The following is a 17,056-nucleotide window of genomic DNA, read 5'->3' on the forward strand; positions in this document are numbered from 1 at the left end:
GAGATGACGATGACACAGACCGATTCGGTCGGCGAGGTTGCCTCGCCGTCCACTCCCGCCTACCGACTCGTGTCGGTGACGAAGACCTACCGGCAAAAGGAGCGGGAGGTCCGGGCGCTCGCCGCTGTCGACCTCGAGATCGCCCAAGGCGACTTCGTCACGATCCAAGGGCCGACCGGGGGAGGGAAGTCCACGCTGCTCCAGATGCTCGGCGCGTTGGATACTCCGACCAGCGGTCACGTGTTCATCGGCGGGACCGACCTGGCCAGCGCCTCCTCGGCTGTGCTGGAGCGCGTACGGGCGACGGAGATCGGGTTCGTCTTCCAAGCGTTCAACCTCATCCCGACGCTGACGGCGGCCGAGAACGTCGGGATGGGGCTGGAACCACTCGGCCTGGACCGTGCCGAACGTTCCGCCCGCGTCGCCGATGCACTCGACCGTGTCGGTCTGGGGGAGCGATCCGACCACCTCCCGGGGGAGCTGTCGGGCGGTCAGCAGCAACGCGTGGCGATCGCTCGTGCCATCGCCAAGCGCCCCCGGGTGCTGCTGGCCGACGAGCCCACCGGCAACCTCGACGAGTCGATGCGCGACGAGATCCTCGCCGTGCTCGACGCCCTCAACGCCGACGGGCTGACGCTCGTCGTCGTCACCCACGACTCCGCCGTGGCGCGCCGGGCGCGCCGTCGACTGCGGCTGGAGAAGGGCACGGTCCGCGACATCACCCGCTGACCGGAAGACTCCTCGCGTCCCCGTCGCTCCCGCGCTCGCTTCCTTTCCTCCCCCTGGGGGCCGAGCGCGGCAGGCGGCGGGGATGCGGGGTTCTCAGCGCCGTGGGCGAGAGGAGGACAGCAGGAAGGCGAGCAGAAGCATCAACAGCATGCCGATGATCGCCCCGAGCGTATTGGAGACGAGGTCGCGCACGTCGGCGACGCGAGTGTCCAGGAACGCCGCCTGGGTCAGCTCGATCGCCCCGCTGGCGAGGAAGCCGAGCACGGGTGCCGCCCACCAGCGTCGCACGCCGAACCAGAGCACGGCGAAGATGCCGAGCGGGACGAACATCGCCACGTTGGCGGCGAACTCGATGCGGTCGAACGTGATCCAGGCCGTCGACGGCCGCTCGGCCAACCACGCGAGAAGCCGGTCGAGCGCCGCGCCGATGTCCGACCCGTACGGGGCGGCGCGGAGGGTCATCCACGCGACTGCCCAGAGGTACGCCGCCGACAAGAGTGCGAGCACGACCCGCGCCGCGACTCGCTGGACGCGGAACGCAGTCGTATCGATGGTGCCGCTCAGTGGGTGTCCTCGGCCTCGACCTCGGAGCGGTCGCCCGACCACAGGGTGTGGAAGGTGCCGGCCGCATCGGTGCGTCGATAGGTGTGCGCCCCGAAGAAGTCTCGCTGTCCCTGGATGAGGGCGGCCGGCAGGCGCTCGGCCCGCAGCCCGTCGTAGTACGCCAGCGACGACGAGAACGCCGGCGCGGGGATCCCCGCCTCTGCGGCGATCGTCACCGTCTTACGCCACGCGTCCTGCGCACGGGTGAGCGCGTCGACGAAGTAGGGGGCGGTCAGCAGCACGGGCAGATCGGGCTGGGCGTCGTAGGCGTCGGCGATGCGGTTGAGGAACTGCGCCCGGATGATGCAGCCCGCACGCCAGATCTTCGAGATGGCGCCGAGGTCGATGTTCCAGCCGTACTGCGCCGCTCCGGCACGGATCTCGTCGAAGCCCTGCGAGTAGGCGACGATCTTGGAGGCGTAGAGGGCAAGGCGCACCTGCTCGACGAACGCGTCGACGTCTTCGACCGTGAACGAGTCCTCGCTCGGACCCGGAAGCGATCCCGCGACATCGCGCTGTTCGCGGTGACTGGACAACGACCGGGCGAAGGTGGCCTCCGCGATGCCCGAGACCGGCACGCCCAGATCCAGCGCGGTCTGTACGGTCCACGCGCCGGTGCCCTTGGCGCCGGCCTCGTCGACGATGACGTCGACGAGCGGGAGCCCCGTCGCGGCGTCGTTCTGTCGCAGGACCTCCGCGGTGATCTCGATCAGGTAGGACTCGAGCTCGCCCTGGTTCCACTCGGCGAAGATGTCCGCGATCTCGGCGGGGCTCTTGCCAGTGCCGCGACGGATGAGGTCGTACGCCTCCGCGATCAGCTGCATGTCGGCGTACTCGATGCCGTTGTGGACCATCTTGACGAAGTGCCCGGCCCCGTCGTGTCCGACGTGGGTGACGCAGGGCTCGCCCTCCGCGACCGCCGCGATCGAACGGAGGATCGGACCGAGCGTGACCCAGGAGGCGTCGGGGCCTCCGGGCATCAGGGACGGGCCGTGCAGGGCTCCCTCCTCGCCGCCGGACACGCCCATGCCGACGAAGTTGAACCCGCGCTCGCCGACCGCCTTCTCGCGGCGGATCGTGTCGGTGAACAGCGAGTTGCCGCCGTCGACGATGATGTCGCCGGGCTCGAACACGTTCATGAGCTCTTCGATGACGGCGTCGGTCGGCCGGCCCGCCTTGACCATGATGATCGCGGTGCGGGGCTTCTGGAGCGAAGCGGCGAACTCCTCGTAGGAGAAGGCCGGCACGAAGCCGGCTTCGGGGTGGGCGGACACCAGCTCGTCGGTCTTGGAGCGGCTGCGGTTGTACACCGCGACGGTGTTGCCCTCCCGCGAGGCGAGGTTGCGCGCCAGGTTGGATCCCATGACGGCGAGTCCGACGACTCCGATGTTGGCGACAGGCTGGTCCGGCACAGAGATCTCCTCAGATAGACGCTCGGGGCGACGACACGCGGCGGGGCGCCGTCACACGCTCGGGGTACCTCTCAGCGTAGTCGGATGCGTGTGGGCGCGTGGCCGGATGTCGTCAGCGCCTAGGCTCGACATCGGGCGGCCGAGCCGAAGGGCCCCCGACGGGACGCGTGGGCCGGATGCGTCAGATCGCGCGTAGGAGAGAGGAACCGGAATGACCCGGATCGTCGTGATGGGACCGAGCGGATCGGGAAAGTCGCTCGTCGGTGCGGCACTGGCCGCCCGGCACGGCGCACGGTTCGTCGACGGTGACGACCTCCACCCGCGGGCGAACGTCGCCAAGATGGCGGCGGGGGTCCCGCTCGACGATGTCGACAGGGCACCGTGGCTCGACGCCGTGGCCCTTGTTCTCGTGCGACAGGCACCCGTGGTGGTGGCGTGCTCGGCGCTGCGGCGCTCCTACCGCGATCGGATCCGCGCGACCTGTGGCGACGCCTGGTTCGTCGAGCTCGTCGTCGGCGAGGGGGAGCTGAAGACCCGCATGTCGCGGCGCGATCACTTCATGCCGCCGTCGCTGCTGGACTCCCAGCTGGCCACCCTCGAGCCGTTGGCCACCGACGAGGCCGGGATCCGCGTCGCCAATGATGCCGACCTGGAATCGGTGGTCGGCCGGATCGCGTCGCTCCGCGAGGCTCAGTCCTTGCGGTAGTTGGAGCGTCCCATCGACCACAGCGCGCCGAGCGCTCCCAGCGTGGCTCCGATCGACATGAGGCCGATCAGCCACAGAAGTGCGTGCGACATCCAGCCGTAGTCCATGGTTCCTCCTGGTCGGTGCGGGCTCGTCCCCATCGTAGCGGGCGTCCTGGTAGACTCAGGGTGTCCTTCGGCGAGGGGTGCGTTCTCGCATCCGTGATCGACGCGGTGATTCGGCCTGGAGATGTAGGCGGCGGGTTTCCTCCTTCCTCCTCTTGATGGCTTCCTCACGCGCGTGCGTTCGAGTCGAAACCACAGACCCCACATCCGGGCCGGTAGCGGTCCACAAGGAGAACAACAATGTCGACCGAGACCGACACCAAGGTCATCGCCGAGACCCGCGAGAACTTCGGCAAGGGCTTCGCGCGTCGCCTTCGCGCCGCCGGCAAGATCCCCGCCGTCATCTACGGCCACGGCACCACTCCCGTCCACGTGGCCCTCCCCGGCCACCAGGTCTCCCTGCTCGTCCGCCGCGCCAACGCGGTCCTCGAGCTCGAGGTCGACGGCAAGGAGCAGCTCACGCTCGTCAAGGACGTCCAGAAGGACCCGGTGCGCCAGATCATCGAGCACATCGACCTCCTCGTCGTGAAGAAGGGCGAGAAGATCCAGGTCGACGTCCCCGTCGTCGTCGTCGGTGAGCCGTTCTCCGGAACGATCGCCAACCTCGACAACACGACGGTTCTGCTCGAGGTCGAGGCCACCCACATCCCCGAGAACATCGAGGTCGATGTCGAGGGCCTCGAGGACGGCACGCACATCACCGCCGCCGACCTCACGCTGCCGCGGGGCGCGTCGCTCGTGACCGACGCGGAGACGCTCATCGTCGCGATCTCGGTCCCGGCCGCGACGATCGCCGAGGCCGATGAGATCGAGGCTGCCGACGGGGCCGTGGCCGAGGGCCAGGCAGAGTCGGCGGAGGACAGCGAGTAATCGCGACCTCCCTCTCGTGTGACGATGCCCGCCGACGCCGCTCCTGGCGACGGCGGGCACTGTCATGAAAGGCATGCGCATGGCTGACACCTGGCTCGTGGTGGGACTGGGCAACCCCGGCCCGCGATACGAGCGCACACGCCACAACATCGGACAGCTCGTGGTGGATGAGCTCGCGGCTCGACGTTCCGAGGCACTCCGCTCCCACAAGGCCAACGCTCGCGTCGCGGAAACGTGGCTGCGCCCGGGCGCCTCGAAGATGGTCCTCGCTCAGCCGAACTCCTTCATGAACGTATCGGGCGGCCCGGTGTCGGCATTGACGGCGTTCTACGGCATTCCGGCCGACCACGTGATCGTCGTGCACGATGAACTGGACATCCCGTTCGACACGCTCAAGCTCAAGGTCGGCGGCGGCCACGGCGGGCACAACGGGGTCCGCGACGTCGCCAAGGCTCTCGGCACGCCGGAGTTCACTCGTGTGCGGGTGGGCATCGGGCGGCCCCCCGGCCGCCAGGACCCCGCAGACTGGGTGCTCGATCCGTTCTCGGCGACCGAGCGCGCCGTGCTCCCCTCGCTCGTCTCCGACGCCGCGGACGCCGTCGAGCAGGTGGTCGGTGAGGGCCTTCTGGCCGCGCAGCAACGCTGGCACGCCCCCCGGGCCTAGAGTCGCGCCACCGGCCGACGCAGGGCCCGACGCGCCGGCCGACCCACCGGCCGACGCGACGTCGTCGAGGCGGGACTCTCAGGGCCGTATCGCGGTTCGGAGGCGCAGGGGCGACGTGGCCGCGAACGCGCGAGGCGCCTCGCGCAGCGGCACGGTCTCACCGACCGCCTCCGCGAACACGGCGGCGTCGGCGCGCTCGAGGAACGCCAGCGCCCGGCCGACGTGTGCCGGGTCCGCCCTCTCGACGACCCGCACGCGAAGCCCGCGCGAGATGACCGAGGCGGTCTCGGTGAGACGTCTCTGCGGCGGGGCGGCGTCGCCCGACACGACGATCAGGCCACCGTGTCGCGTCCCGGCGGCGACGGCGTCCAGAGCCTCGGCGCTTCCGACGAAGTCCAGTGCGACGTCGTGCCCCGCCGGAGGGGCGTCGGGGGTGGAGACGGCGGCGGCACCGAAACGGAGCGCACGCTCCCGGCGGACGGGGTCTGCGTCCAGCACGGTGACCACCGCACCACGGGCCGCAGCCATCGCCGCCGCGGTCACCCCGCGCATCCCTGCGTCGGAGATCACGACGCGGGCGCCCTCCAGTGGGTGCTCCCGGGCGGCGCAGGCGAGCGCGGCGGATGCCGCGGCGCCGGCGCAGGAGGCGGGGGCGAGCACTTCGGCCGGGACCCAGTCACGCGCGCGAAAGACGACGGTTCCGGCGAGCAGATGCACGTGAGTGGCAATGCCGCCCGAGAGCTCCCACCCTCGTGTCGCCCGCTCGTTCCCGTAGCGGTGAGGCCGGAGGCACGCCGTCGTCCGCTCGGTTCCTCCCGACGAGCTGGTGCGGCACGCGTCGCACCGCCCGCACGCGACCTCGCGCGCCCAGAGCACCCGATCTCCGAGCGCGAGGGCGCGCCCGTCGGCGGTGACGGCCGGAGCGCCCGGGCCGAGCGCGACGATCCGGCCGACCTGCTCATGACCGAGGATCTGGGGGACCGTCGCTGCGCGCGAGGAGCCCGTCGTGCGGAGATCGCACTCACAGACCGTCGCGAGCTCGACGGCGGCCAAGGCTTCGCCCTCCTGGAGGGTGACCTCCAGGACGGCGATGGGTTGGAGGGGCTGGTCCGCGCCGATGAACGCGTAGGCCTCGGCGGGAGGGCGCAGCCCCACGCGCACGCCCACCGGGGTGCGCGTCAGGGTCTGCGTGCTCATCGGTCGGCCTCTCGAGTCCAGCGCGGGGGTCTGGCGGGGATGTCGGACGAGCGACGCTACGCAGCGGGGGTGACGGCGTGGTGAACGGCGAGAGGATGCCGGATGTCGCCGGGGGAGACGCTCCCGCGCGACGCGATGTCGGACCCGGCGCCTAGACTGGAGGGATGACAGTCGCCGGGATCGTGCGCGCCCTTTCGCAGTCCGATTCCTTCGCAGAGGTCCTCCGAAACGCCCGCCGCGATGCCGACTTCTCCGTCGTCGCTGGCCTCGACGCGCCGCTGATCGCCGCCCTCCTCGACGCGCGTACCGCCGATGGCGGGGCGCCGTCGCTCCTGGTGATCACCCCGACCGGACGCCGTGCCGAGAGCGTAGGGGCGGCGCTGCGTTCGCTCATCCCGACGGCGGACGTGCGAGAGTTCCCCGCCTGGGAGACCCTTCCCCACGAGCGGCTGAGTCCAAGCGCTGAGACCGTCGGACGCCGTCTGGAGGTGCTTCGTCGTGCGGAGGCGTGGGACGGCTCGGTACCCCTCATCGTGGTGGCCTCGGTGCGAAGCGCCCTGCAGCCGCTGGCGGCCGGGCTCACCGCCGCCGGTGCCGTCGAGCTGACCGTCGGGGCTCGCGGTCAAGAGCTCGACGGCGTCGTTCGCCGGTTGATCGATCTGGCCTATCACCGCGTGGACATGGTGTCGCGGCGCGGCGAGTTCGCGGTGCGAGGGGGGATCCTCGACGTCTTCGCGCCGTCGGCCGACCATCCCGTGCGCGTCGAGTTCTTCGGCGACGAGATCGACCAGATCCGCGCCTTCTCCGTCGCCGACCAGCGCTCTCTCCCCGGCGAGATCGCCTCGGCGACCTTCGTCCCCAGCCGGGAGCTCCTGCTCACTCCGAGCGTGCGGGAGCGGGCCGCCGGTCTTCAGGACGCGTTTCCGGGCCTGCGCACGATGCTCGAGAAGATGAGCGAGGGGATCCCCGTCGAAGGAATGGAGTCGCTCCTTCCCGCCGTCGCCGACGCCGTCGTGCCCCTCCTCGACTACCTTCCTCGCGGGACGGCGACGGCCGTGGTCGACCCGGAGCGCGCCGTGACGCGGGCGATGACCCTGGGGGAGACCAACCAGGAGTTCCTGGAGGCGGCCTGGAGTGCGGCGACCGCGGGAGCAGACACCCCCGTCGACCTGGGGTCGGGCGACTTCCTGACGCTTCCCCAGCTTCGGGAGACGGCAACCGAACGCGGCGGAGTCTGGTGGACGTTCAGCGGGTTCGACTCGGGTGCCGCCGACGCGCATGCCGAGGGGCTCGTCGAGGCCGACGGATCGGTTCGGGTGCCGGCAACGGCCGTCCCGGCGTTCCAGGGCAATGTCGAGGGCGCGACGGGTCACGTCGCCGGACTCGTCGCCGAGGGGTGGAGCGTCGTCATCGCCGCGAGTGGCACCGGCCTCGTCGACCGCGCGCGGGACGTCCTGGCCGAGCGCGGCGTCGCCGCCCGCACCGTCGCGGAGCTCGAGGCGGCGCCGGAGCCGGGGGTCGCCACCGCGGTGGTGGCCTCCTTGGAGTCGGGCTTCCAGTCCTCCGACGCACGGCTCGCCGTCCTCACCGAGAACGAGTTCTACGGCCGGACGATCGGCGGCGACTCCCGCGTCGTCAAGAAGCTCGCCTCGCGCCGCCGCAACGTCGTCGATCCGCTGCAGCTCAAGCCCGGCGACGTCGTCGTGCACGCGACCCACGGGATCGGACGCTTCGTGGAGCTCGTTCAGCGCGAGGTCTCCAGCGGCGGACGCCACGCGGTCAAGACGCAGCGTGAGTACCTCGTCCTGGAATACGCCCCGTCCAAGCGCGGGTTCCCGGGCGACAAGCTCTTCGTCCCCACCGATCAGCTCGACCAGCTCTCCCGCTACGTCGGCGGTGAGGCTCCGACCCTCTCGAAGATGGGCGGGAGCGACTGGGCGGCGGCCAAGGGGCGCGCGCGAAAGGCGGTGCGCGACATCGCCGTCGAGCTCGTCAAGCTCTACTCCGCGCGCATGGCGGCGAAGGGACACGCCTTCGGGCCCGACACACCGTGGCAGCGCGAGCTGGAGGAGGCCTTCCCCTTCGCCGAGACGCAGGATCAGCTCCAGACGATCGATGAGATCAAAGCCGACATGGAGCGTCCCATCCCGATGGACCGTCTCCTGAGCGGCGACGTCGGCTTCGGGAAGACCGAAGTGGCCGTCCGCGCCGCGTTCAAAGCCATCCAGGACGGCAAGCAGGTTGCGATGCTCGTGCCTACGACCCTCCTCGTCAAACAGCACCTGGAGACGTTCACGGAGCGCTTCGCCGGGTTCCCCGTGAAGGTGCGCCCTCTGTCGCGGTTCCAGTCCGAGAAGGAGGCGCGCGCGACGATCGCCGGGCTCCTGGACGGCACGATCGACATGGTGATCGGCACGCACCGTATCCTCACCGAGAAGGTGGTCTTCCGCGACCTGGGACTCATGATCATCGACGAGGAGCAGCGTTTCGGTGTCGAGCACAAGGACCAGCTGAAGAAGCTCAAGACCAACGTCGACATCCTCGCGATGAGCGCAACGCCGATCCCGCGCACCCTGGAGATGGCGGTCACCGGCATCCGGGAGATGTCGACCCTTCAGACGCCGCCCGAGGATCGCCATCCGATCCTCACCTATGTCGGTCCGCGCAGCGACAAGCAGGTCGCCGCCGCCATCCGGCGTGAGCTCCTGCGCGAGGGACAGGTCTTCTACGTCCACAATCGGGTGCAGTCGATCCAGCGGGTCGCCGCTCATCTGGCCGAGCTCGTGCCGGAGGCCCGGATCGCGGTGGCCCACGGGCAGATGGGTGAGCACGCGCTCGAGCAGGTCGTCGATGACTTCTGGGAGCGTCGCGCCGACGTCCTGGTCTCGACCACGATCATCGAGACCGGGCTGGACATCTCCAACGCCAACACGATCATCATCGACCGCGCCGACAAGTACGGGCTCAGCCAGCTCCATCAGCTGCGCGGCCGGGTCGGCCGTGGGCGCGAACGCGCGTACGCCTACTTCCTGTACGACGAGTTGAAGCCGCTCAGCGAGACCGCCGCGGATCGCCTGGAGACCATCGCGGTCAACAACGATCTCGGCTCGGGCATGCAGGTCGCACTCAAGGACCTCGAGCTGCGCGGAGCGGGGAACCTTCTGGGCGCCGAGCAGGCCGGACACATCGCCGGCGTCGGGTTCGATCTCTACCTGCGGATGATCGGCGAGGCGGTCGCCACGTTCCGTGGCGAGGACACCGAGGGGCCGGCCGAGCTCCGGCTGGAACTGCCGATCGAGGCGCGCATCCCCGAGTCGTACATCGACAGTGAGCGCCTGCGGTTGGAGGCGTATCAGAAACTGTCGGCGGCAGCCTCGGTCACCGCCGCGCCAGACGCCATCGACCTCGTCGCCGAAGAGCTGCGCGACCGCTACGGCGCGACGCCTCGTGAGGTCGAGGCGCTGTTCGCCGTGGCGCGCCTGCGTCGCCGGGCCGCGCAGTCCGAGCTGACGGACGTCGTGGCGATGGGACCGAACTTGCGGATCGCGCCCGCTCACCTACCCGACTCCCTGCGGGTGCGTCTGCAGCGCCTGCACCCGAAGGCGAAGGTCCTCGCCGGCGGCGAGGCGATGATCGTCCCGCTGCCGACGGCGGGAGGGGAGCCGGTGGCTCCCGACGATCTGCTGGCGTGGACGCGGCAGCTGCTCGACCAGATGTTCCCGATTCCGGAGCGTCGTGCGGCGGACGAGTGATCTCGCGCGCGATTCGGCCCGCCGGAGCGAGCGACGCGTCGGGGCTAGATCACGCCCTGGGCGAGCATCGCGTGGGCGACGCGCTCGAAGCCGGCCGAGTTGGCCCCCACGACGTAGTCGCCGCCGTGTCCATACCGATCGGCGGCCTCGAAGGCCGCGTCATGCACGTCTTTCATGATCGAGCGGAGCTTGCGCTCGCTGTCGCTGAAGCTCCAGCGCTGACGTGAGGCGTTCTGGCTCATCTCGAGCGCGGACGTGGCGACCCCGCCGGCATTGGCGGCCTTCCCGGGTCCGAAGAGCACGCCGGCGCTCTGCAGCGCCGCCACGGCGCCGGGAGTCGAGGGCATGTTGGCTCCTTCCGCGACCGCACGAACGCCGTTGCCGATGAGTGCACGAGCGTCGTTCTCGTCGAGCTCGTTCTGCGTGGCCGAGGGGATCGCGACATCCACCGGCACTTCCCAGGGCCGCGCGCCTTCGACGAAGCGGGCGTGCGGGCGGCGGGTTGCGTACTCCGAGATCCGAGCCCGTTCCTGCTCTTTCACCTGCCGGAGGAGGGCGACGTCGATCCCCTCCTCGTCGACGACGTAGCCGGAGGAGTCTGACGCGGTCACGGGGGTCGCTCCGAGCTGCCAGGCCTTGTCGATCGCGTAGATCGCGACGTTCCCCGACCCGGAGACCGACACCCGCATGCCCTCGAGCGAGCGGCGCTCGACGTGGAGCATCTCCTCGGCGAAGAACACCGCGCCGTAGCCGGTGGCCTCCGTCCGCACCTCGGCACCGCCCCACTGCACGCCCTTGCCGGTGAACATGCCCGACTCGTGCCGGTTGGTGATCTTTCGGTACTGGCCGAACAGGTAGCCGATCTCGCGGGCGCCGACGCCGATGTCGCCGGCGGGAACGTCGGTGTGCTCACCGAGGTGGCGGTACAGCTCGCTCATGAACGACTGGCAGAAGCGCATCACTTCGGCGTCGGAGCGGCCGTGCGGATCGAAGTCGCTGCCGCCCTTCGCGCCTCCGATGCCCTGCCCGGTGAGCGCGTTCTTGAAGATCTGCTCGAAGCCGAGGAACTTCACGATCGACAGGTTGACCGACGGGTGGAACCGAAGGCCGCCCTTGTATGGGCCGAGGACGGAGGAGAACTGCACGCGATAGCCGCGGTTGACCTGCAGACGTCCGGCATCGTCGACCCACGGCACGCGGAACATGATCTGGCGCTCGGGCTCGACGATGCGCTCGAGGATGCCCCCGTCGACGAACTGCGGGTGCTCGTCCAGCACCGGGGCGATCGACACCAGGACCTCGTGGACGGCCTGCTGGAACTCGGGCTCGTGCGGATTGCGTGCGACGACCGTCTGGAACACCTCCCGGACGGACGCGGGCAGGGCGGTGAGCGTTTCGGTCATGGGTGGAGCTTTCTGGCCGAGGGATGTGGCGGGGAGCCCTGCCGTACGGGTGCGGCGGGTCGGGGTGGAGCGAGGTCCGGGTTTCACCCTAGCGGCGCTCGCGGGTCACCTCGACGCAGATGACGACGGGCCCTACGCTGGCGGCATGCGAATCGAGCACCTCGGGACACAGCCCCGAATCCACCCCGATGCCGTCGTCGCTCCCACCGCCGTCATCTCCGGGGATGTGACGATCGGTCCGGGATGCCAGATCCTGCACGGCGCTGTTCTCACCGCCGAGGGCGGCCCGGTGACCCTCGGTGCGTCGGTCATCGTGATGGAGAACGCCCTCGTTCGCGCGAGCGCGAGTCACCCCGTCCATATCGGCGATCATGTGCTCGTCGGGCCGATGGCGAGCGTGTCGGGAGCGGTGGTGGAGGACGAGGTCTTCCTCGCCACGGGCACGCGCGTGTTCAACGGGGCGCGTATCGGCACCGGCAGCGAAGTGCGCATCAATGCGGTCGTGCACCTGCGCACGGTCCTGCCGCCGCGCACCGTCGTGCCCATCGGCTGGGTCGCGGTGGGTGACCCGGCCGAGGTCCTCTCGCCCGACCGTCACGAGGAGATCTGGGAGCGTCAGCACGACCTGGACTTCCCGGGGTTCGTCTTCGGCCTGGACCGTGACACGCCCGACCTGATGACGCAGCTCACCGAACGCTACGCGTCATCGCTCTCCCGCCACTCCGGCGACCGGCGGCTCGAGGACTGACGCGGCAGAGGCCACCCGTCACCCGGTGTTCTGGAGCCCCGCGGCGACGCCAGAGACCGAGAGTAGCAGCAGGCGCTGCCAGTCCGGCGACGTGGCGGCGTCGTCGGTGCGGAGCACGCGAAGGGCGCGCAACTGCAGGAGCGAGAGCGCATCGACATAGGGGTCGCGCATCTTCACGGCGCGCTGCAGGATCGGCCTGTTGGCGAGCAGCTCGTCGCCTCCCGTGATGCGGACCACCCAGTCGCGCGTAAGGTCCATTTCGGCCAGCACGAGCTCTGCCAGGTCCTGCCGATCGCCGAGGGCGAGGTAGCGGCGGGCGATCCGGGTATCGGCCTTGGCCAGGCTCATGCCGACGTTGTCGATGACGGTGCGAAGGAGGGGCCACTGCTCGTAGGCCTCTCGGAGGAGTTCCTCGTCACCGACGGCGTCGAGCGCCGATCCGAGACCGAACCAGCCGGCGAGGTTGATACGGGCTTGCGACCACGCGAAGACCCACGGAATCGCGCGGAGGTCTTCCAGCGATTCCACCGACAGCCCCCGTCGTGCCGGGCGCGAACCGAGCGCCAGCAGTCCGATCTCCTCCATCGGGGTGACCGTCGCGAACCAGGAGGCGAACCCGTCCGCCTTCACGAGCGAGAAGAACCGCTCCCTCGACGCGGTGTCCATCGTCGCAGCAACGTGGGCGTAGCGGTCTGCCGCGTCGCTGTTGCGCTTCTCGATGGAGGGTGCCGAGGCCAGGAGTACGGCGGCGGCGACCTGGTCGATGTGCCGCATGGCGATGGCGGGGTCGCCGTAGCGCGCGAAGATGACCTCGCCCTGCTCGGTGAGCTTGAACCGGCCGTCGACGGAGTGCGGGGGTTGGGCGAGGATGGCCGAGTTCGCCGGTCCACCGCCGCGTCCGAGCGCGCCGCCGCGACCGTGGAAGAGGGTGAGGCGGATATCCGCCTCCTTCGCCCACGCGGCGATCTTGGCCTGGGCTTCGTAGAGGGCGAGGTTGGCAGCGACGGGACCGACGTCCTTCGAGGAGTCCGAGTAGCCGAGCATCACCTCCAGCCGACGCTCCGTGGCGGCCAGACGCGCTGCGAACTCGGGGAACTCCACTACTTCCGCCATGATCGCCGGCGCTGCCTGCAGGTCGGCGAAGGTCTCGAACAGCGGGATGACATCGAGCACGGGCACGACGCCCGAGGCGCCCGCGGCGTGGCGCGCGAGCCGGTGGACGTTCGCGAGGTCCTGCGCCGACTGGGTGAAGGAGACGATGTAGCGGCCGGCCGCGCGGGGGCCGAAGCGCTGCTGGACCTGCGCGATCGTGCGGAAGACGTCCAGCACCTCTTCGGCCTGATCGCTCAGCGGCCCGCCCGCCTCGCACTCCGCGAGCACCTTGGCGTGGACGGCGGAGTGCTGACGCACCTCCAGCTCGGCCAGATGGAACCCGAAGGTCTCGACCTGCCACAGCAGCTGCTGCAGGTGGCCGTAGGCCTGACGACTCGCGTGCGCGGCCACGAGGGAGTCCTGGACCACGCGCAGATCGGCGAGCAGATGCTCCGGATCGCGGTAGGCGAGGTCGGCGTCGCGCAGGCGGGTGGCCGTGATCCGGCGGGTGATGAGCAGGAGCGCCCGCTTGTGCGGCTCGCCGCTGGCGCGCTTGACGGCGTCGGTCGCGCCCTCTTCGTCGGCCGCCGCCAGGCGCTGGAGCAGCGACTGAAGCGCGGGAGACGGGGGAGTGGTGTCGGCGGAGAGCGTGAGCGTGCGCGCGATGCGCTCCGCGGTGTGCTCGAGACCCAGGAGCACATGCTCGGAGGCGATGGCCGCCGCCTTCTTGGTGACCGATGCGGTGACGAAGGGGTTGCCGTCGCGGTCGCCGCCGACCCAGGTGCCCAGTCGCACGAACGGACGGACCACGGGAGCGCGGCCGCCGGCAGCAGGTCCCTGCAGCGCGTCGTCGACTCGGCGGTAGACGTGGGGAACAGCCGTGTACAGGGTTTCGTCGAAGACGGCCATGATGGCGCGCACCTCGTCGACCGGGGTCGGCTTCTCGGCCCGCAACGGTGCGGTGCGCCACAGCGTGTCCACTTCCTCGAGCATGCGCCGTTCCGCGCGGCGCTCGTCGGCGCCGCCTCGGAGGGCCGCGTCGTGCTCGGTCAGCAGCGCCGCGAGGCGGCGGATGCTGGAGGAGACGGCCCGTCGACGTGCTTCGGTCGGGTGAGCGGTGAACACGGGGTGGAACCGCATCTGCTGAAGGCGTTCCAGTGCGGTGTCGTCGCCGACCTCCGCCGCCAGGCGCACGAAGGCGGCCGCGACCGAGTCGGTGACGTCTTCGCGGTCGGGGCGTCCGTCGCGCTCCCGGAGCACCCGTACGCGCTGGTGTTCCTCGGCGAGGTTGACGAGGTGGAAGTAGACGGTGAAGGCGCGGGCGACCTCGTCGGCACGGGCCACCGAGAACGACTCGGCGATCGCTTCGGCGCGCTCGAACGCCTCGGGGGACTCGTCGGTGTACGCGGCGATCGTGGCCAGCCGGAGCCGTTCCACGTCCTCGAAGAGGCCCGGCGAGCCGCTCTCGCGCAGCACTCGGCCGAGGAGCCCTCCGAGCAGACGAACGTCGGCGCGCATCTGCTCGGGAAGTTCCTGCTCGGCCTCGCCGCGCCCGACGAGGTCGATGGCTTCGGTCCGGGTGAGTTCACGCATGGCTTCAACGGTAACGGCAGGTTGTTACCGGCTCGTCACGTGTGACGTCGGATGCCGCGGTGACGGCGACGATCTAGGGTGGCCGCATGGACACCGACCCCGATCCGCTCCGCCGTGCCGTCGCGACGATGCAGGCGGTCCGCGAGCGCTGTGTGTGGAGCGCCCGGATCAGTCACCGCGACCTCGTGCCCTACCTGCAGGAGGAGGCCGCCGAGCTCGTCGACGCGGTGGAGGCCGGCACCCGTGAGGATCTGCGGGAGGAGCTGGGCGACCTGCTGTGGCAGGTGCTCTTCCATGCCCAGATCGCCGCCGAGGACCGCGACGACCCGTTCGACATCGACGATGTGGCCCGCACGCTCACCGAGAAGATGGTGCGCCGGCATCCCCACGTGTTCGGCGACGCCGTCGCGAGGACGCCGGAAGAGGTGCTCGTGCACTGGAACGCGGCGAAGGCCGCGGAGAAGAGCGCGCGGACGAGCGTGCTCGACGGCCTCTCGCCCCACATGCCCGCGCTGGCGTTGGCACAGAAGATGCTCGGGCGTGTCGGGGCGACGATCGACCCGCCGGCGCCGCCCTCCCCGGCTCCCGCATCCGAAGCGGAGCTCGGTGACGCTCTCCTGGCGTTGGTGGCTGCTGCCCGCGTGCACGGCTGGGACGCCGAGCGGGCGCTTCGTGAGCGGTTGCGCGGGGTCGAGGCCGACGTGCGCCGGGCCGAGTCATCCGGGGGCCGTGGCGCCTGATCCCTCCAGAACCCGCTCCGTCATCGGCGGCCCGGCTCTCCCCAGCCCACGACACGGACCGGGGGAGCCGCACAGACCTGGGAGAATGGTCGGGTGGCATCCGTGAACCCGCCGCGCGGCATGCGCGACTTCCTCCCCGCTGACAAGGCCCGTCGCGAGCGCGTGCTCGCCGTCATCCGTGACCGCTATCGGGCGCACGGATTCGACGAGATCGAGACGCCCGTCGTCGAGGAGTACGCGCGTTTGCACGCTGGGATCGGCGGCGACAACGAGAAGCTCTCCTTCAGCGTGCTCAAGCGGGGGATGGATGCCGACGCGATCCGGGCGAACGCCGACGATCCCGCCGCGCTGTCGGACCTCGGGCTGCGCTACGACCTGACGGTGCCCCTGGCGCGCTTCTATGCGAGCCACCGCGCGGAGCTCCCCGCGGTCTTCCGCTCCATCCAGATCGCTCCCGTCTGGCGCGCCGAGCGCCCCCAGAAGGGCCGGTACCGGCAGTTCCTGCAGTGCGACATCGACATCATCGGCGACGCGTCGGCGCGCGCCGAGGCCGAGCTTCTCGCGGCGAGCCTCGACACGCTGGACGCCCTCGGCCTCGACGGGGGCACGATCCGCGTCAACGACCGCCGCATCCTGCGGGGCATGCTGAACCTGCTCGGCATCGGCGACGACGTCTCCGCCTCCGCGCTGATCACCCTCGACAAGCTCGACAAGATCGGCCCCGACGGCGTGGTCGCAGAACTGCGGGACAACGGCGTGCCGGCAGATGCCGCCGCGGAGTATCTGCGGACCCTCCTGCCCGGCACCGACGGTGCCTCGTCGACGGGGTTGTCGGTCCCGGTCACGCTCGAGGCGATCCTGCGGGTGCTCCCTCCTGTCAATCTCCTGCCGGAGGAAGTGCGGCAGGCCGCCGCCGACCTCGCCGGCATCGCCGAAGCGGTGGCCGCCGCCCGCGGCATCCCGGTCGCCGACGTCCCCCTCGTGTTCGATCCGTTCCTCGTGCGCGGAATGGGCTACTACACCGGCACGATCTTCGAGCTCGCCCACCCCTCCGTCGGCTTCTCCCTCGGTGGCGGCGGGCGTTACGACGGGATGATCGGGCGTTTCCTCGGGCAGGACGTGCCCGCGGTCGGTTTCTCCCTCGGGTTCGAGCGGATCGTCGACCTCGTGTCACCCGGCACCGCGACGGCGTCCGACGCCGTCGTGCTCGTCCACGACCGAGACGTTCCGGTGGCACAGCTCGCGCGGCTCAAAGCGGCCTTCGTGGGGGAGGGGGCCCGCGTTCGCCTCGAGCAGCGGACGAAGAACCTCAAGGGTCTCCTCGAGCGCGCCACCGCCGACGGCTACACCTCCTTCGCGACGGTCACCGCCGGCCAGGAGCGCGCCGACCTCCAGGTCAAGACGCTCGACTGACCCGTCTCTCTGGCGGCTCCGTCTCCTCGT

At 70.4% G+C, this 17,056-nt stretch carries 14 protein-coding genes; 8 read left to right on the plus strand and 6 right to left on the minus strand.

Annotation, left to right across the window (positions count from 1 at the left end; all coding sequences use genetic code 11):
- Nucleotides 1-3 precede the first annotated feature (3 nt).
- The gene (locus tag QM591_RS13520; RefSeq protein ID WP_415132920.1) at nucleotides 4-729 is read left to right on the plus strand and encodes an ABC transporter ATP-binding protein; all 726 of its coding nucleotides are present in this window, start codon (nucleotides 4-6) and stop codon (nucleotides 727-729) included.
- A 93-nt stretch (nucleotides 730-822) separates the two neighbouring features.
- Here the strand turns inward: QM591_RS13520 and QM591_RS13525 are convergent, their stop codons facing one another.
- Both QM591_RS13525 and gndA read right to left on the minus strand, forming a co-directional pair.
- Nucleotides 823-1,236 (minus strand): VanZ family protein, encoded by a 414-nt coding sequence (locus QM591_RS13525; protein ID WP_415132922.1) that lies wholly within the window; start codon nucleotides 1,234-1,236, stop codon nucleotides 823-825.
- A 53-nt stretch (nucleotides 1,237-1,289) separates the two neighbouring features.
- Entirely contained in the window at nucleotides 1,290-2,744 is a 1,455-nt protein-coding gene (gene gndA / locus QM591_RS13530) for an NADP-dependent phosphogluconate dehydrogenase (RefSeq protein WP_415132924.1), read from the minus strand.
- Nucleotides 2,745-2,955: 211 nt separating this feature from the next.
- Here gndA and QM591_RS13535 point away from each other — a divergent pair, with 211 nt between their 5' ends.
- A complete protein-coding gene (locus QM591_RS13535) occupies nucleotides 2,956-3,450 on the plus strand; it encodes a gluconokinase (protein WP_415132926.1) in 495 nt (164 codons plus the stop codon).
- On the opposite strand, the gene QM591_RS13540 is transcribed toward QM591_RS13535, so the two are convergent.
- Nucleotides 3,435-3,557 carry a hypothetical protein gene (locus tag QM591_RS13540; protein ID WP_269454406.1) on the minus strand — a complete coding sequence of 41 codons (123 nt, stop codon included), beginning with the start codon at nucleotides 3,555-3,557 and terminating at the stop codon, nucleotides 3,435-3,437. The genes QM591_RS13535 and QM591_RS13540 overlap by 16 nt on opposite strands.
- 237 nt (nucleotides 3,558-3,794) lie before the next feature.
- Here QM591_RS13540 and QM591_RS13545 point away from each other — a divergent pair, with 237 nt between their 5' ends.
- Both QM591_RS13545 and pth read left to right on the plus strand, forming a co-directional pair.
- Nucleotides 3,795-4,424 (plus strand): 50S ribosomal protein L25/general stress protein Ctc, encoded by a 630-nt coding sequence (locus QM591_RS13545; protein ID WP_415132928.1) that lies wholly within the window; start codon nucleotides 3,795-3,797, stop codon nucleotides 4,422-4,424.
- Between the two features lie 79 nt (nucleotides 4,425-4,503).
- Nucleotides 4,504-5,088: an aminoacyl-tRNA hydrolase gene (gene pth, locus QM591_RS13550; protein ID WP_415132930.1), complete on the plus strand. Its 585-nt coding sequence runs from the start codon at nucleotides 4,504-4,506 to the stop codon at nucleotides 5,086-5,088.
- A 78-nt stretch (nucleotides 5,089-5,166) separates the two neighbouring features.
- On the opposite strand, the gene QM591_RS13555 is transcribed toward pth, so the two are convergent.
- Nucleotides 5,167-6,285 carry an alcohol dehydrogenase catalytic domain-containing protein gene (locus QM591_RS13555; protein ID WP_415132932.1) on the minus strand — a complete coding sequence of 373 codons (1,119 nt, stop codon included), beginning with the start codon at nucleotides 6,283-6,285 and terminating at the stop codon, nucleotides 5,167-5,169.
- Nucleotides 6,286-6,449: 164 nt separating this feature from the next.
- Between QM591_RS13555 and mfd the strand changes: the two genes are divergently transcribed.
- Nucleotides 6,450-10,037, plus strand: coding sequence for a transcription-repair coupling factor (gene mfd, locus QM591_RS13560; protein WP_415132934.1), 3,588 nt, complete (start codon nucleotides 6,450-6,452; stop codon nucleotides 10,035-10,037).
- Between the two features lie 44 nt (nucleotides 10,038-10,081).
- On the opposite strand, the gene gdhA is transcribed toward mfd, so the two are convergent.
- A complete protein-coding gene (gdhA, locus tag QM591_RS13565; RefSeq protein WP_415132936.1) occupies nucleotides 10,082-11,440 on the minus strand; it encodes an NADP-specific glutamate dehydrogenase in 1,359 nt (452 codons plus the stop codon).
- Nucleotides 11,441-11,585: 145 nt separating this feature from the next.
- On the opposite strand from gdhA, the gene QM591_RS13570 reads away from it, so the two are divergent.
- Nucleotides 11,586-12,188: a gamma carbonic anhydrase family protein gene (locus tag QM591_RS13570; RefSeq protein ID WP_415132938.1), complete on the plus strand. Its 603-nt coding sequence runs from the start codon at nucleotides 11,586-11,588 to the stop codon at nucleotides 12,186-12,188.
- An 18-nt stretch (nucleotides 12,189-12,206) separates the two neighbouring features.
- Here QM591_RS13570 and QM591_RS13575 read toward each other — a convergent pair whose 3' ends face one another.
- Complete coding sequence (locus tag QM591_RS13575) at nucleotides 12,207-14,873, minus strand: phosphoenolpyruvate carboxylase (protein WP_415132940.1); 2,667 nt, start codon at nucleotides 14,871-14,873, stop codon at nucleotides 12,207-12,209.
- Nucleotides 14,874-14,959: 86 nt separating this feature from the next.
- On the opposite strand from QM591_RS13575, the gene QM591_RS13580 reads away from it, so the two are divergent.
- Both QM591_RS13580 and hisS read left to right on the plus strand, forming a co-directional pair.
- Nucleotides 14,960-15,613 carry a MazG nucleotide pyrophosphohydrolase domain-containing protein gene (locus tag QM591_RS13580; RefSeq protein ID WP_415132942.1) on the plus strand — a complete coding sequence of 218 codons (654 nt, stop codon included), beginning with the start codon at nucleotides 14,960-14,962 and terminating at the stop codon, nucleotides 15,611-15,613.
- A 120-nt stretch (nucleotides 15,614-15,733) separates the two neighbouring features.
- Nucleotides 15,734-17,026, plus strand: coding sequence for a histidine--tRNA ligase (hisS, locus tag QM591_RS13585; RefSeq protein WP_415133046.1), 1,293 nt, complete (start codon nucleotides 15,734-15,736; stop codon nucleotides 17,024-17,026).
- Nucleotides 17,027-17,056 lie beyond the last annotated feature (30 nt).

Origin of the sequence: Microbacterium sp., from assembly GCF_047607225.1 — a bacterium.
In the GTDB taxonomy this organism is placed as follows: Bacteria; Actinomycetota; Actinomycetes; order Actinomycetales; family Microbacteriaceae; genus Microbacterium.